The organism is Nocardia sp. NPDC052566 (assembly GCF_044547285.1).
Taxonomy (GTDB): Bacteria; Actinomycetota; Actinomycetes; order Mycobacteriales; family Mycobacteriaceae; genus Nocardia.
This window is the reverse complement of the sequence record NZ_JBIUAF010000010.1, coordinates 314571-330504: the sequence shown is the minus strand read 5'-3', so window position 1 is coordinate 330504 and position 15934 is coordinate 314571. Positions and strand designations below refer to the sequence as shown.

The 15934-nt window shown below is 69.7% G+C and carries 10 protein-coding genes and 1 pseudogene; 5 read left to right on the top strand and 6 right to left on the bottom strand.

The features are described from left to right. Positions 1-630: 630 nt before the first annotated feature. The 3 genes and pseudogenes from aroC (at position 631) to aroB (ending at position 4444) form a co-directional block, all read left to right on the top strand. Positions 631-1830 carry a chorismate synthase gene (gene aroC, locus ACIG5A_RS43650; protein ID WP_397251581.1) on the top strand — a complete coding sequence of 400 codons (1200 nt, stop codon included), beginning with the start codon at positions 631-633 and terminating at the stop codon, positions 1828-1830. Beyond that, positions 1827-2345 (top strand): annotated as a pseudogene (locus ACIG5A_RS43645) (shikimate kinase); the annotation flags it as partial. The gene aroC and the pseudogene ACIG5A_RS43645, both read left to right, overlap by 4 nt. Before the next feature lie 977 nt (positions 2346-3322). Beyond that, a complete protein-coding gene (gene aroB / locus ACIG5A_RS43640; protein WP_397251538.1) occupies positions 3323-4444 on the top strand; it encodes a 3-dehydroquinate synthase in 1122 nt (373 codons plus the stop codon). Between the two features lie 431 nt (positions 4445-4875). Here aroB and ACIG5A_RS43635 read toward each other — a convergent pair whose 3' ends face one another. From ACIG5A_RS43635 to ACIG5A_RS43610, 6 genes are all read right to left on the bottom strand, one after another. After that, positions 4876-5352, bottom strand: a complete 477-nt coding sequence (locus ACIG5A_RS43635) for a B-4DMT family transporter (RefSeq protein ID WP_397251536.1) — start codon at positions 5350-5352, stop codon at positions 4876-4878. Between the two features lie 215 nt (positions 5353-5567). Further along, positions 5568-6395 (bottom strand): shikimate dehydrogenase, encoded by an 828-nt coding sequence (locus ACIG5A_RS43630; protein WP_397251534.1) that lies wholly within the window; start codon positions 6393-6395, stop codon positions 5568-5570. Between the two features lie 539 nt (positions 6396-6934). Continuing rightward, the gene (gene mltG, locus ACIG5A_RS43625) at positions 6935-8425 is read right to left on the bottom strand and encodes an endolytic transglycosylase MltG (protein ID WP_397251532.1); all 1491 of its coding nucleotides are present in this window, start codon (positions 8423-8425) and stop codon (positions 6935-6937) included. Next, entirely contained in the window at positions 8422-9042 is a 621-nt protein-coding gene (gene ruvX, locus ACIG5A_RS43620; protein WP_397251530.1) for a Holliday junction resolvase RuvX, read from the bottom strand. The genes mltG and ruvX overlap by 4 nt, the downstream gene beginning before the upstream one ends. Next, positions 9039-11705, bottom strand: coding sequence for an alanine--tRNA ligase (gene alaS / locus ACIG5A_RS43615; RefSeq protein ID WP_397251528.1), 2667 nt, complete (start codon positions 11703-11705; stop codon positions 9039-9041). The genes ruvX and alaS overlap by 4 nt, the downstream gene beginning before the upstream one ends. Before the next feature lie 151 nt (positions 11706-11856). After that, on the bottom strand, positions 11857-13227 hold the full coding sequence (locus ACIG5A_RS43610) for a replication-associated recombination protein A (protein ID WP_397251526.1): 1371 nt from the start codon (positions 13225-13227) through the stop codon (positions 11857-11859). Between the two features lie 191 nt (positions 13228-13418). Between ACIG5A_RS43610 and ACIG5A_RS43605 the strand changes: the two genes are divergently transcribed. Both ACIG5A_RS43605 and ACIG5A_RS43600 read left to right on the top strand, forming a co-directional pair. After that, the gene (locus ACIG5A_RS43605; protein ID WP_397251524.1) at positions 13419-15068 is read left to right on the top strand and encodes an alkaline phosphatase D family protein; all 1650 of its coding nucleotides are present in this window, start codon (positions 13419-13421) and stop codon (positions 15066-15068) included. 540 nt (positions 15069-15608) lie between these two features. Then, a complete protein-coding gene (locus ACIG5A_RS43600; RefSeq protein ID WP_397251522.1) occupies positions 15609-15932 on the top strand; it encodes a hypothetical protein in 324 nt (107 codons plus the stop codon). Positions 15933-15934 lie beyond the last annotated feature (2 nt).

The following is a 15934-nucleotide window of genomic DNA, read 5'->3' as shown; positions in this document are numbered from 1 at the left end:
GCCCACAATTACCCCCGCAACCCGCACGCGGCAACCGCCCCCGTGACACCCCCCGTTCGCGGCGTGACTAAGGGCCTCGTGACACGCCGCAATCGAGGGCCATTCGACTGCGCTCGACGGGGCACGAGCACTTCAACGCGCACGGGCTCGCCTGTGCCCGGTTCGAATGCAGCGAACAGCCGACCGTGGCATCCGATCGCGCACACGTCGACCGGAACGTCGGCGCGTTCGATGTTCGCCGTGCCAATGCCCGCTCGACGGACGACGGTGCCGAGCGGCCTGGATCCCGGAGCGGGGGTGTCAGCGGGGCGGGTAGCGAGGGCCAGCTGACGATCAACGGAGCAGGGCTGAGCAAATCTCGGGTAGCCGTGCTCGGATGCACCGGTTGAGCAGGACGGCGACCAAGACGCGCGGGATAGTCAAATGGACACGCCGGATGGCAGCTGTCCGTTTCACGTGAATCAGCGAATTTGCCGCTATCGACCATGGTCGCGATCCGCCGGATCGGGCGGCGGGGCACGGGTGGTGATCATGGCGGCGGGTGGTCGGGGTTGCCGGGGTGGCGGCGTGCCCGTTGTCACGGCGGGCCGCGTGCCGGAGCAGCCCTGCCGACATGGGAAGATGGACGACGTGTTGCGCTGGATAACTGCCGGAGAATCCCATGGTCCCGCTCTTGTCGCCATCCTCGAGGGGATGGTGGCCGGTGTCGAGGTGACGTCCGACGAGATTTCCGCGCAGCTGGCGCGCCGCAGGCTCGGGTACGGCCGCGGCGCCAGGATGAAGTTCGAGGCCGACAAGGTGACCATGGTCGGCGGCGTCCGGCACGGGCGCACCATGGGCGGCCCGGTCGCCATCGAGGTCGCCAACTCCGAGTGGCCCAAGTGGACCACCGTCATGGCGCCCGACCCGGTGGATGCGGCCGAACTCGCCGAACTCGCCCGCAACGCGCCGCTCACCCGGCCACGCCCCGGCCACGCCGACTACTCCGGCATGCTCAAGTACAACTTCGACGACGCGCGCAACGTGCTCGAGCGCGCCAGCGCACGCGAAACCGCGGCCAGGGTCGCCGCGGGCACCGTGGCGCGCGCGTTCCTGCGCCAGGCGTTCGGCGTCGAGGTGATCTCGCACGTGGTGTCCATCGGCGCCGCCGCGAACACCACCGGTATCGCGCCCACCGCCGCCGATCTGGCCGCGATCGATGAGAGCCCGGTGCGCGCGTTCGACAAGGATGCCGAGGCCGCGATGATCGCCGAGATCGAAGCCGCCAAGAAGGACGGTGACACCCTCGGCGGCGTCGTCGAGGTGATCGTGGAGGGCCTGCCCGTCGGGCTCGGCTCGTTCGTCAGCGGCGCGGACCGTCTCGATTCGCGACTTGCCGCCGCGCTCATGGGAATTCAGGCGATCAAGGGTGTCGAGGTCGGCGACGGCTTCGAGACCGCGCGCCGCCGCGGCAGCCAGGCGCACGACGAGATGAAGCCCGGCCCCGACGGCGTGCTCCGCTCCACCAACCGCGCGGGCGGCCTCGAGGGCGGCATGACCAACGGCGAGGCGCTGCGGGTGCGCGCCGCGATGAAGCCGATCTCTACGGTGCCGCGCGCGCTGTCCACCGTCGACATGACCACCGGCGAAGAGGCCGTCGCCATCCACCAGCGCTCCGATGTGTGCGCCGTGCCCGCCGCGGGTGTGGTGGCCGAGGCGATGGTCGCGCTGGTCGTCGCGCAGGCCGCGCTGGAGAAGTTCGGCGGCGATTCGATCGCCGAGACCGTCGACAACATCACCAGCTACGTCAAGCGGGTCAACAGCCGCCCGCACGTCCCGGCGCCGCAATGATCGTGCAGACCGACCCGCGCGCACCGCGCGTGGTGCTGGTCGGACCGCCCGGTGCCGGGAAATCCACGATCGGCCGCAAGCTCGCCAGGGAACTCGGTGTCGAGCTGTACGACACCGATGCCGGGATCGAGCGCGATACCGGGCGCACCATTCCCGAGATCTTCGCCGAGGACGGCGAACCCGAGTTCCGCAAGATCGAGGAGCGGGTGGTGCGCCGCGCCGTGCTCGCCGAACGCGGCGTCGTCTCGCTCGGCGGCGGCGCCGTGCTGTCCAAGGACACCAGGGCGCTGCTGCGCAACCGCACCGTGGTGTACCTGGAAATCAGTGTGGCCGAAGGACTTCGGCGCACCGGCGCGAGCAACACCAGACCGCTGCTCAACGGCGCCGACCCGGCCGCCAAATATCGCGAGCTGATGCGCAAGCGCCGCCCGCTCTACCGCGAGGTGGCCTCGGTCCGCGTGCGCACCGACGGCCGCAGCCCCGGCCGCGTGGTCCGCATGATCATGGCCAAACTCGGCCTCGAACCCGCGGAGCCCGCCGTTACCGCCCCTTCCACCGAGGCGCCCAACGCGATCCCCCAGGGCAGCAGCCGATCCCGCGCCCGCCGCCGCGCCAGGGCCCGCGCCGCCGCCCGCCGCGCCGACGCGACCACCCCCGACCTACCGGGCGCCGACATCGCCGACACCGCGCCGCAGCCCACCCGAACCAGGCGAACCCGCCGCCTCCTTCCTCCGTCAACCGACCCCACACCCCCCGAAACCTCAACCAGCGCCGCGGAACCCAGCACCCCCGCGACCCGGCGCCCACGCCGCGCCCGCCGCCCCTCCGGGGCGCCAGGCACTCCCGCGGATCCCGAATCCACCACCCACGCCGCGAACTTCGCAGCGACGACCGCAGGCAGCGACATCCTGACATCGGGCGCGCCCACTCGACCAACGGCCGACGCGACGACGTCCAGCAGCACCCCCAGCCGCACCGCGAGTTCCAGCGACGCACCGGTAGGCAGCCGTGCCACCGATGCGACGAAAACCGTCGGCACGCACCGGGCCGACGCTTCCGGCACCGTAGGTGTCCGCGGCGGCACCCGTGGATCCGGTGGGGGCGACGAATCCGGCCCGGACCGCGCGCAGGGCGAAGTCGGCGCCACCGCCGCAGGTAGGCGCAGCACCGGCGAAACAAACCGGGGTGCCACCGAATCCAGTGCGGGCAGCCGGACACGTCGTGACGCTACGACCGCGGGCGGCCGGCCGGATCGCACACGGGGCGGAGTTGGTGACTCGGCAGCCGAGGCAGGCGCCGGAGCAAATCAGGATGCCACCGGATCCAGCGCGAAGCTGGGGAGCGACGAGTCTCGGCAGGCCGGGGATGATCCGGCGCCGGGTGAAGCCGGTGACGGCAGTAGTTCCAGTGGGCGGGCGCGGCGCGCTCGGGCACGGCGGGCTCGGGCGCGAGCACGCAAAGAGATGGCATCGACAGAATCGGAGCAGAGCACGTGACGATAGAGCCGACTCGCATTGAGGTCAGGACGGCCGAACCGTATCCGGTGATCATCGGGCGTGGCCTGCTCGGCGAGCTCGTCGAATCGGTGAACGGCAGCGGCGGGGTGCGCACGGTCGCGATCTTCCATCAGCCGCCGCTCGCCGAGACCGCGGAAGCGGTACGGAAAGCGCTGGCGGACACCGGAATCGACGCGCACCGGGTGGAGATCCCGGACGCCGAATCCGGTAAGGATCTCGCGGTCGCCGGATTCTGCTGGGAGGTGCTGGGCCGAATCGGCCTGACCCGCAACGACGTCGTGGTGAGCCTCGGCGGCGGCGCGGCCACCGACCTGGCCGGCTTCGTCGCCGCCACCTGGATGCGCGGCGTGCGCATCGTGCATGTGCCGACCACCCTGCTCGCCATGGTCGACGCGGCCGTCGGCGGCAAGACCGGTATCAACACCGAAGCGGGCAAGAACCTGGTCGGCTGCTTCCACGAACCGACCGCGGTGCTCGTCGATCTGGCGACGCTGGAGACCGTGCCGCGCAACGAGATCGTCGCGGGCATGGCCGAGATCCTCAAGGCCGGTTTCATCGCCGACCCGGTGATCCTCGATCTGGTGGAGCGCGATCCCGAGGCCGCGCTCGACCCGACCGGTGACGTGCTGCCCGAGCTGATCCGCCGCGCCATCCAGGTGAAGGCCGATGTGGTCGCCGCCGACCTCAAAGAGGCCAGCCTGCGCGAAATCCTCAACTACGGCCACACTTTGGGCCACGCCATCGAGCGCCGCGAGCGCTACCGCTGGCGCCACGGCGCCGCCGTCTCGGTCGGCCTGGTGTTCGCCGCGGAACTCGGCCGTCTCGCGGGCCGTCTCGACGACGCGACCGCCGACCGCCACCGCACCATCCTCGAAAGCGTCGGCCTGCCCACCACCTATGACGCCGACGCACTCCCCCAACTCCTCGACTCGATGCAAACGGACAAGAAGACCCGTTCAGGCGTCCTGCGCTTCGTCGTCCTCGACGGCCTGGCCAAACCCGGCCGCCTCGAAGGCCCCGACCCCTCCCTCCTGGCCGCCGCCTACTCCGCCATCGCCCGCGAACACCCCTCGAGCAGCGGCGCCATCCTCCTGTAGCCATCGACCGCAGCCGAATGGCCGCCTCACCTCGCGTGTCATCCGGCCATTCGACCGCGCTCGACCAGCAATAGCCCGCACTCAATGAATGCAGCTCGCCACTCGGCCAGGCGTCACCGCGCTCGACGAGCAGGAACCACACCAGGCAAGAGCAGCTACGCCGAGCGCAGTCAGCTGGCTGCCCTACTCGGCGTGTCGTACAGCCATTTGACTGCGCTCGACGAACCAGGACCGCGCTGGGTGATCAGCCCCGATCGGGTGCGGCGAATGCGCGGCGAGCGGGGCCGGGGCCGAGATGCGAAGCGGCGCACCTCATGTTGATGGGGTGCGCCGTGCGGGCTGCGGGCTGCGGGCTGCGGGCTGCGGGCTGCGGGCTGCGGGCTGCGGGCTGCGGGCTGCGGGCTGCGGGCTGCGGGCTGCGGGCTGCGGGGTCAGGCTACGGGGACGGCGGGGGTCTGGGCCGGGGTTTCCGCGGGGTGGTTGCCTGCGTTGCGGCCTGCCAGGTAGCGGCCGAGGGCTACGCCGACGAGGGCGGGGATGAAGATCAGCAGGACGATGAACGAGGCGCCGGCGGTGACTTCGAAGAGCAGGCCGTTGTCGCCCAGGTCGAAGCGGGGCACGAAGTCGAGCAGCCAGCTGACCAGGCCGCTGCCGAGGCCGCCGGCGACCGCGGTCGCGAGCCATCGAATGGTCAGGTCCGAGCCGTGCTCCGGGTCGGGGTGCGCGGCGCGATCCTTACGGCCGTCCAGCAGACCCCAGTAGCCGATCGCCGCGAGCAGCACGATCAGGCACAGGATCCGCATCCAGGCGCCGTGGGTCGGCCAGTACACCATCGCGAACCCCAGCACGGTGCGCAGGAATACGACCAGCGCGCCGAGCATCACGGCCCGCAACTGCCAAGCATTCATGACAGACACCATAGCCCCCACCCCCACACAACAAAACTAGAACCAGTATCAGAAATCCCCGCGATATGCGTGCGCCACCATGATCATCAGGAACTCAGGTAAGTAAATCGCGAGAGGCGACTCACCTCAGTTCCTGATGATCTTGACCTCGGCCGAGCACCAGCGCGTCGCTCCGGCGCGTCGCGGGCGAGCGTGCAGCCAGGGTAAGCCGCGGTTCAGGCGGAAAGGTCCAGGGCGGAGGCCATTTCGGCGCGCGGGGCCGGGCGGCCGGTGAACTGTTCGACCTGGCCGTATGCCTGGTTGAGGAGCATCTGCAGGCCGCTGACGACGGTGTGGCCGGCGCGGGCGACCGCCTCGGCCAGCGGAGTGGGCCACGGGTTGTAGATGGCGTCGAGCACGACCGGCGCGGTGGCGACAGCGGCGGCGAAGGGGGCAGCGGCGTCGGCGGGGATGGTGCTCACCACGGCGCCCGCGGTGGCACACGCCTCGGTGATCGCGAACGGGTCGAAGGCGATCACGGATGCGCTCATATCCAGTCGCTCCGCCAAATCCAGTGCGCTACTTGCCCTTCCGGCATCGCGCGCGACGACGGTGACGGACTTGGCCCCGAGCTCCGAGAGCGCGAGCAGCGCGGGCCGCGCAGTGCCACCCGCACCGAGCACCACCGCCTCGGACAGCTCGGCCACGCCCCCGCCACGCAGCGCCCCGAGCACCCCGTCCACATCGGTGCAGTCCGCCCGCCAACCACCATCGATCCGCACGAGCGTGTTGGCGGAGCCGACCAGCACAGCCCGCTCGGTCCGCTCCGCACCGTAAGCGAGCGCGGCCTCCTTACCCGGCATGGTCACCGAAAGCCCGACCCATTCCGGCCCGAGCCCATCGACCAGCCCCGGCAACTGCGCCGCGTCACACTCGATGCGCTCATAGGTCCAGTCCAACCCCAGCGCACGATAAGCAGCCAAATGCAGCTGCGGCGACCGCGAGTGCGCGATCGGTTTCCCGAGCACAGCCGCCTTCCGCACCGCGCAACCATCGCCGCTCACCACATCACTCCCTCTCGCACAGAACACCGCCACCGCGCTGCTCGCCATCCAGATTCCAGCACAACCCCACCGCATCGCCACGCGGCGGCCACCACTATGACGCACCCACCGCCGCGAAGTCACCGACCTCTCGATGTTCCTACCTCCCGAGCAGACCAGTCACTGTGCGAGCCCCCGCGCACGCGCCCCCGGAAGTCGCCCCGCATCAGCACGGCCGCCGGCCTGCCCGGCATCCACTACCGAGGTTTCCGCCCGGCTGTGCAGACCGGCCACTGCTCAGCGTCGCACGCACACCACGGCCTTCGGACACGCATCGCGCCGTACCCGGCCTGCGCCACATCGACACCGGCCGCCGACCAGTATCCGGACTCCAGCCCAACCGCACCATATCGATGCCGACGCACCGGGCGTTCCGCGCTCAGCGTTCGGCCGAGATCCCGCACCGCCGAGGCAGATCCGACCGCTGCTCGGGCCTGCGCACCGACCTCTCGACACGCCCGCTCCCCGGCATGCCGAGCATCACGAGGACTCGATCGCGTTCACCGTCCGCTGTCGAGAATTCCGCTCTGCCTTGCTTTTTCGATATTGCGGAGGTGTTCGGTGTAGCTCTCGGTGAAGAGGGTGGTGCCCTGTTTGTCGATCGTGACGAAGTAGAGCCAGGTGCCCTGTTCCGGATTCTCCATGGCCTGCAACGCTTTCAGCGAGGGGGCGGAGATCGGGGTGGCGGGCAGGCCCGGCATCGCGTAGGTGTTCCACGGGTTGCGCTTGGCGCGGTCGGCATCGGTGGTGGCGACCTCGGTGCGGTCCAGGGTGTAGTTGACCGTCGAGTCGAACTGGAGCGGCTGATTGACCCGCAACCGGTTCACGATGACCCGCGCCACCTTGGACATATCCTGCGGCAGCGCTTCACGTTCCACGAGCGAGGCGGCGATCAGCGTCTGGTACGGGCTCAGCTTGGTTTCGGCGCCGGAGCTCAGCAGCCCGGTCGACTCGTAACTGCGCGAGCTCTGGGTCAGCAGCTGCTTGAGGATCTGCTCGGGCGTGCCGCTCGGATCGAAATCCAAAGTGCCCGCGGCGATCAGGCCCTCGAGCTGCCTGCTGCGATCGGGGACGTTGCGCACCGAATCCACCGCCCAGGCGGGCACGCCGAGCGCGACGAGATCCGGACCGGCCCCGGCGGCCTCGAGCTGTTCGTAGGACACGCATTTGCGGTCGTTCGCGGTGCCGATGCAGCTGGCCTCGGAAATCTTGCGGTAGATGCCGTCCTTGCGCGAGCCGGTGTTCACGTCCTGCTGGTCGTGCAGCTGACGCCCCTCGGAGACGACCAGGTTGCCGACCCGCGATTCCTTGCCGACCAGCGCGGTCACCGCCTGCGCGGCGGGGCTGTGGCTCGGGATGGCGTAGTAGCCGGGCTGCAGCGAGTTCATATTCGAATTGCGCACGGCCGCTTCGTAGAACGCGGCACTGCTCGCGACGACGCCCTTGGCGTGCATGCTGTCGGCGATCTGGGTCGCGGTATCGCCGGGCTGCACCTGGACCACGACGAGCGGCCCGGCCGGTCCGGCGAAATCCTCGGCCTTCTCGAATCGCTTCGCCAGCTTCAGACCGGCGAATCCGGCGGCGGCGACGAACAGCAGCACGAAGACGCCGCCGATGATCCACAGGTTGCGGCGGCGGCGCTTGCGCTCGGCCGCCTTCCGCGATGCGACGCGAGAACGCTTGCCGCGCCCACTCGTTCGGCCCTCGGCGCGCTGCGGCGCCGACCGGCGGCCGACCCGCCGCGCGGGCGCCCTCGGCTCCTCGTGCGGGTCCTCGTAGGGCTCCTCGTACGGTTCGTCGTCGGAGTAGCGCGGGATGACGGTGGTGTCGTCCTCGTAGTCGTCCCAGTCGTCCTGCTCGCGCCCGACGACGCGGCTCTTGGCGCGTGCGTCTCTGGCGTCGCGGTTCCAGGCGCGGTCGTCGCGCCGGTAACGCCGATCAGCCTCGCGCTGTCGGTAGCGTTCCTCGGCCCGCGCCCATCGATCCGTCATGCATCATCACCCGATGATGTCGAACGCATCGCGTCTTCGACCGACTTCAACACCGCACTCCGTTCGTCCAACCATCCTTGCAGGATCGACACGGCGGCCGCCTGGTCGATCACCTGCCGCTGGCCACGCGCGCGAACTCCACTGTCCCGCAATGCACGTGCTGCAGACACCGTAGTCAAACGTTCGTCGGAAAGTCGGACGGTCACCGGGGCGATCGCATCCCGCAACCGCTCCGCGAATGCGACGGCAAGCCCGGCGGCGGTGCCCTTCTCCCCGCGCAATGTCCTCGGTAGCCCGACGATCACCTCGACGGCCTCGTATTCCCGCACAATTTCGGCAATTCTGGCGATATCGGGCGCTGTGTCCGATTGGCGGCGCTCCCTGTGCCCTGCGTGGTCACGCTTCGCTGCCGCCTCCGGGCCCTGAGCTCGCGCCGCGACGTTGCGCGCGTTGGCTTTCGCGCGCGGCACCGTCTCGACGGGCGTGGCGAGGATGCCATCCGGGTCGCTGGAGGCGACGCCGATCCGGACGCTGCCCACATCGACGCCGATCCGCCTGCCCCGGCCGGGGTCGGTGGCGGGGTCGGGGCGGTCGGCACCGCTTGGCGATGCCATCATTTCGCCAGTTCGGCCACCCGGGCGCGCACCGCGGCGAGGCCCGCCGCGATGCCGGACGGATCGGAGCCCGCACCCTGCGCCATCTCCGGCTTGCCGCCGCCGCGTCCGGCGATGCTCGGGCCGAAGGCGCCGACCAGGTCGCCCGCCCTGAAGCCCAGATCCTGGGCGCCCTTGTTGACGGTCACCACGAAAGGCACCTTGCCGTCGGCGTTGCCGAGCAGCACCACCACGGCGGGCTCGCTGCCGAAGCGGCCGCGGATATCGGTGGCCAGGGTGCGCAGGTCACCGGCGGCTACGCCCTCCGGCGCGGCGGCGGCGACCAGCAGCACGCCGCCGATCCGCTCGGCTTCCTCGACGAACTTGCCCGCCGAGGACAACACCGCAGCGATCTTGGTGCGCTCCAGTTCTTTTTCAGCAACCTTGAGCCGCTCCACCAACTGCTCGACGCGCGCGGGCACCTCCTCCGAGGGCACTTTCAGCGACGACGCGACACCGGCCAGCAGCGCACGCTCCTTGGCCAGGTACTTGTACGAGTCCAGGCCGACGAACGCCTCGACGCGGCGCACACCGGAACCGACCGACGATTCACCGAGCACGGTGATCGGGCCGATCTGCGAGGAATGCTGCACGTGCGTACCACCGCAGAGCTCCATCGAGAACGGGCCGCCGATCTCGACCACGCGGACCTCGTCGCCGTAGTTCTCCCCGAACAGCGCCATCGCACCCATGGCCTTGGCCTTCGGGTAGTCGGTGATGAAGGTGTTCACCGGGAAGTCGGCACCGACCGCGTCGTTGGACACGGCCTCGATATCGGCCTTCTGCTGCTCGGAGAGCTGCCCCTGCCAGTTGAAGTCGAAGCGCAGGTAGCCGGGCTTGTTCAGCGAACCGGCCTGCACCGCGTTCGGGCCGAGCACCTGACGCAGCGCGGCGTGCACCATATGCGTGCCGGAGTGGCCCTGGGTGGCGCCGCGACGCCAGGCCGGATCGGCCTGCGCCAGCACCACATCGCCCTCGGTGATCTGGCCGTGCTCGACGGTGGTCTTGTGCACCCACAGCGTCTTGGCGATCTTCTGCACGTCGTTGACGCGCACCTTCAGCCCCGACGACGCGGTGATGCTGCCGCGGTCGGCGATCTGGCCGCCCGATTCGGCGTACATCGGGCTGCGATCCAGGATCACCTCGACGTCCTGGCCCGCGCTCGCGGCCGGGATGCGGACACCGTCGGCGATCAGCGCGAGCACGTGCGCCTCGGAGGTCAGCTCGTCGAAGCCGGTGAATTCGGTGGCGCCGCGATCGACCAGTTCCTTGTAGATGGTGAGGTCGGCGTGCGCGTGCTTGCGGGCCTGGGCGTCTTCCTTGGCGCGCTGGCGCTGCTCGGCCATCAGCGCACGGAAGCCGTCCTCGTCGACCGCCAGACCGGCCTCGGCGGCCATCTCCAGCGTCAGGTCGATCGGGAAGCCGTAGGTGTCGTGCAGCGTGAACGCGTCCGAGCCGCCGATGGTCTTGCCGCCCTTGGCCTTCACCGCGGCGGCGGTGTTGTCGAACAGGGTGGAGCCGGTGTTCAGCGTCTTCAGGAACGCCGTCTCCTCGCCCACCGCGACGGTCTCGATGCGCCGGAAATCGGTGCCGAGCTCCGGGTAGGACGGCGACATGAGCTCGCTGACCACCTTCATGAACTGGCCGATCACCGGCTGCTCCGCACCGAGCAGGCGGGCCGAGCGCACGATACGGCGCAACAGACGGCGCAGGACATAGCCGCGGCCGTCGTTGCCCGGGTTGACACCGTCCGCGATGAGCATCGCGGCGGTGCGCGCGTGGTCGGCGATGACGCGGAAGCGTACATCGTCTTCGTGCTGCACACCGTAGGAACGGCCGGTCAATTCCTCGGCTTTATCGATGATCGGGCGGAGCAGATCGGTCTCGTAGACGTTGTCGACGCCCTGCAGCAGGAACGCGACGCGCTCCACGCCCATACCGGTGTCGATGTTCTGCTTCGGCAGCGGGCCGAGGATCTCGAAATTGTCCTTGCCGATGCCGGCGCCGCGCTCGTTCTGCATGAACACGAGGTTCCAGATTTCGAGGTAGCGGTCCTCATCCGCTTCCGGGCCGCCCTCCTTGCCGAATTCGGGGCCGCGATCGAAGTAGATCTCCGAGCACGGGCCGCACGGGCCGGGGATGCTCATCGACCAGTAGTTGTCGGCCATGCCGCGGCGCTGGATGCGCTCGCTCGGCACGCCCATCTCCAGCCACATCCGCTCGGCCTCGTCGTCGTCGAGATAGACGGTGACCCACAGCCGTTCGGGGTCGAAGCCGTAGCCGCCGTCCTCGACGCTGTTGGTGAGCAGCGACCAGGCCAGCGTGATGGCCTCACGCTTGAAGTAGTCGCCGAAGCTGAAGTTGCCCGCCATCTGGAAGAAGGTGTTGTGGCGGGTGGTGATGCCGACGTTCTCGATGTCGAGGGTGCGCACGCACTTCTGCACGCTGGTCGCCGTCGCGTACGGCGGGGTCTGCTGACCGAGGAAATACGGAACGAACTGCACCATGCCTGCGTTGACGAACAGCAGGTTCGGGTCGGCCAGGATCAGCGAGGCACTCGGCACCTCGGTGTGGCCGGCACGGACGAAATGGTCCAGGAAACGCCGTCGAATCTCGTGGGTCTGCACAGATATCCAGCCTACCGGTGCCGTCCACGCGGTTTTTCATCGACCGGCGTGGCGCCCGCCACCTCCGGCAGGTCCACCGGAAGACCCGGCGTGGCCACCAGGAAACCCATGTCGATCCCGCATATCGGGCGACCGGATCAGCACCCGATAGCTACCCCCGCCCGGCGCGCAGCCCGCGGACGATGCGGCGCAGGGTGCCGATGCGGGCGGCGATGGGGCGTTCGGCACCGTGGTCGGTGGGCCGGTAGTAGTCGACGCCGACGAGCTCGTCGGGGGGATATTGCTGAGCGAGGACGCCGTCCGGGTTGTCGTGCGGGTATTTGTAGCCCTGGGCGTTGCCCAGTTTGGCGGCGCCCGCGTAGTGGCCGTCGCGCAGGTGGGCGGGGACCGCACCGGCTTTGCCCGCGGAGATGTCGGCCATCGCGGCGCCGAGGCCCGAGGTCACCGCGCCCGATTTGGGGGCGGTGGCGATATGGATGGTGGCCTGGGCCAAGGCGAGCTGCGCCTCGGGCAGGCCGACCAGCTGGACCACCTGGGCGGCGGCGACCGCGGTCTGCAGGGCGGTGGGGTCGGCCATGCCGACGTCCTCGCTGGCCTGAATCATCAAGCGGCGGGCAATGAAGCGCGGATCCTCACCCGCGGTGAGCATGCGGGCGAGGTAGTGCAGCGCGGCATCCACATCGGAGCCGCGCAGGGATTTGATGAACGCGCTGATCACGTCGTAGTGCTGATCGCCTGCGCGGTCGTAGCGCACGGCGGCCTTGTCGACGCTGGCTTCGACCAGTGCCACGTCGACCTTGCCGTCGAGCGAGGATTCGGCCGAGGCCTCGAGCGCCGTCAGCGAACGCCGGGCGTCGCCGCCCGCGATGCGGACGATGTGATCGAGTGCCTCTTCGGTGACGGTGTACTCGCCCCTGAGCCCGCGCGGATCCTCGATCGCCCGGGTGAGCACCTGCCGGATATCCGTCTCGGTCAGCGAATGCAGTTGCAGCACAAGCGACCTCGACAGCAGCGGGGAGACCACGGAGAACGAGGGATTCTCCGTCGTCGCGCCGACAAGCAGCACGATCCGGTTCTCCACCGCCGCGAGCAGCGCATCCTGCTGGGTCTTGGAGAACCGGTGCACCTCGTCGATGAACAGCACCGTCTGCTCGCCGACGGTGAGCCTGCGCCGCGCGATATCGATGACCGCGCGCACGTCCTTCACCCCCGCCGACAGCGCGGACAGCGCCTCGAACCGCCGCCCGGTCGCCTGCGAGATCAGCGAAGCCAGCGTGGTCTTCCCGGTCCCCGGCGGACCGTAGAGCAGTACCGACGCCGCACCCGACCCCTCGATCAACCGCCGCAGCGGCGACCCGGGCCCGAGCAGATGCTGCTGCCCGACCACTTCGTCCAACGAAGCGGGCCGCATGCGCACCGCCAACGGCGCGGCGGCCCCCGCCCCGCGAAAATCGACAACGGCGCTACCTGACGATTCCACCTCGCCCCCTCCCCCCGGCACGTCGAACAGCCCATCACTCATAACTTTCGACCGTACCGCCCGGGTCCGACACATCGCGGCGCGCAGTATCCCGCCAACTCCACCCGACAGCCTGCGCTCGGCGAGGTGTCGATGTCGCGTGCGGGTGGCGGGCTGCCGACACGCGGGTGGGGCGCGCGGGTGCGAGCGGGTCGATTTGCTTGGTGTCCGCGGATCGACTGTGATCAATAGTCGTGGCTGAAAACGTGGGCGTTTCAGATTTTGGGTCCTTCGCGCGGCGCACGCTGTTCAAGGGTGGTGCGGCCGCGGCGGCGACCGCGACCGTGGCGCTCACGGCCGGGCCCGCGCGGGCGGCGGCGCCGGTGTTCCAGCACGGGGTCGCGTCCGGTGATCCGCTGCCGGGTGGTGTCATCCTGTGGACACGGGTCACCGTTTCCGAGGCGGCCACGCCGGGCTCCGGTGTCGGTGCGGATGCCGCGGTGCGCTGGGAGGTGGCGCACGACGAAGGGTTCGGCTCACCGGCCGCTTCCGGGACCGCAACGGCCACAGCGGATTCCGATCACACCGTGAAGGTCGACGTGTCCGGGCTCGCACCGGGGCGCGGCTACTACTACCGCTTCACCGCGTGCGGCGAGACCTCGCCGGTCGGACGCACCCGCACCGCGCCCGCGACCTCGGACTCGCCCGAGCGGCTGCGCTTCGGCGTGGTGTCCTGCGCGAACTGGGAGGCGGGCTACTTCGGCGCGTACCGGCACCTGGCCGACCGCGCCGACCTGGACGCGATCATCCACCTCGGCGACTACATCTACGAATACGGCCGCGGCAAGTACGGCGGCCGCAACGGCACGGTGCGCCCGCACGAACCCGCCAACGAGATCGTGACGCTCACCGACTACCGAATTCGCCACGCGCAGTACAAGACCGACCCCGACCTGCTCGCGCTGCACGCGCGCCAGCCGTTCATCTGCACCTGGGACGACCACGAATTCGCCGACAACACCTGGTCCGGCGGCGCCAACAACCACGATCCGGCCACCGAGGGCGACTGGCCGGCCCGCCGCGCGGCCTCGGCGCGGGCGTATCTGGAGTGGATGCCGGTGCGCACCAGTGGATCCGGCGCGGACGTGCAGATCTACCGCAGGCTGCGCTTCGGCGATCTCGCGGAGCTGTCGATGCTCGATCTGCGCAGCTATCGCGATCAGGAGGTCAAGCCGGGCGCGGGCTGGCGCGAGGTGGACAGCCCGGCGCGCACCATCACCGGCAAGGCCCAAATGGATTGGCTCACCGCCGGTCTGGCGTCGGCGCCGGTGCGCTGGAAACTCGTCGGCAACTCGGTGATGATCGCCCCGCTGGTGTTCCCGCCGCTGGAGCCCGCCACCACCGCGGCCATCACCAGCGCCATCGGCGTGCCGCAATCCGGTATCCCGGCCAACGCCGATCAATGGGACGGGTACACCGCGGATCGGCGAAAGTTGTTCGCCGCCATCACCGAACAGAATCTGGCGGATATCGTGTTCCTGACCGGCGACATCCATTCGTCCTGGGCCGCCGACCTGCCGCTCGATGCCGCGAACTACCCGGGCGGCCGGACCGCGGGCGCGGAGTTCGTCGTCCCGTCGGTCACCTCGACCAGCGTCGGCGACATGGTGAAGGCGAACTCGGCGCCGCTGGCCGAATCGCTGAAGGGCATCAACCAGCACCTGCGCTATGTCGAACTCGATTCGCACGGCTACGGCGTGCTGGAGGTCGTCCGCGACCAGACCCAGATGGACTGGTTCTACCTCGCCGACGTCACCGACCCGAATTCCGGTGTCCGCCACGCCGCCTCCTACGCGGTCCGCTCCGGCGGCCGAGTAGAACCCCGCACCGCCCCACTTGCCTGAGCCATCCCACGCACCGACCAGCCTCCCGCGCGGTGATTGATTCGCCGCGCACACATTCCCCCGCAAACCGCACGCGGCAACCGCCCCCGTGACAACCCCCCGTCGAGCGCAGTCGAATGGCCCAGTGACACGCCGCAATCGAGGACTATTCGACTGCGCTCGACGGGGCACGAGCACTTCAACGCGCACCGGCTCGCCTGTGCCCGGTTCGAATGCAGTGAACGGCCGACCGTGGCATCCGATCGCGCACACGTCGACCGGAACGTCGGCGCGTTCGGTCCGCACGAATAGCTGGCGCCGCGCACAGTTCTGGCCGCCGCGCACCCTCCCGAGCGCAACGCATCCATTCCGGCGCTGAAGCATGCGCGGCGTGACAATCGGAGCGCGCGGTACATCAGAAGCCGGATTCGCGTGCTCGAGCGGGCCTCTTCGGCGGTCCCGGCGAATGCGTAGCAATTCGAGCCGTTAGGCTGCCTTCCATTGCCAGAGGGAGTTCAAACCGGTCGGTATGCCTGCCGGTAGTGCGCGAGGGGGAACCAGATGCCGTTGCGGGTCAGTCCGGAGAGTCTGCGCTCGGCCGCGGGCACGCTGAGCCTGCTGCCGACCGAGATCGATCGGGCGCCGCATCTCGGCGCGGGGCCACCGGCGGCCAAGCTGATGAGCGGGTCGGCGGTCGGCACGGCACTCGGCACCACCGATCCGCTGAGCAAGCGGGCCAAGGACGTGCTGAAGGCGCGGTTCAACGAGTTCGCCGCGGTGCTCGCACTGTCGGCGGACACCTTCCAGGGCACCGATGCCGACGCGGCCCAGCGGCTCGCCGCGCTGAGCGATATCAACTCCGGCGACCCGCACGGGGGTAGATAGCG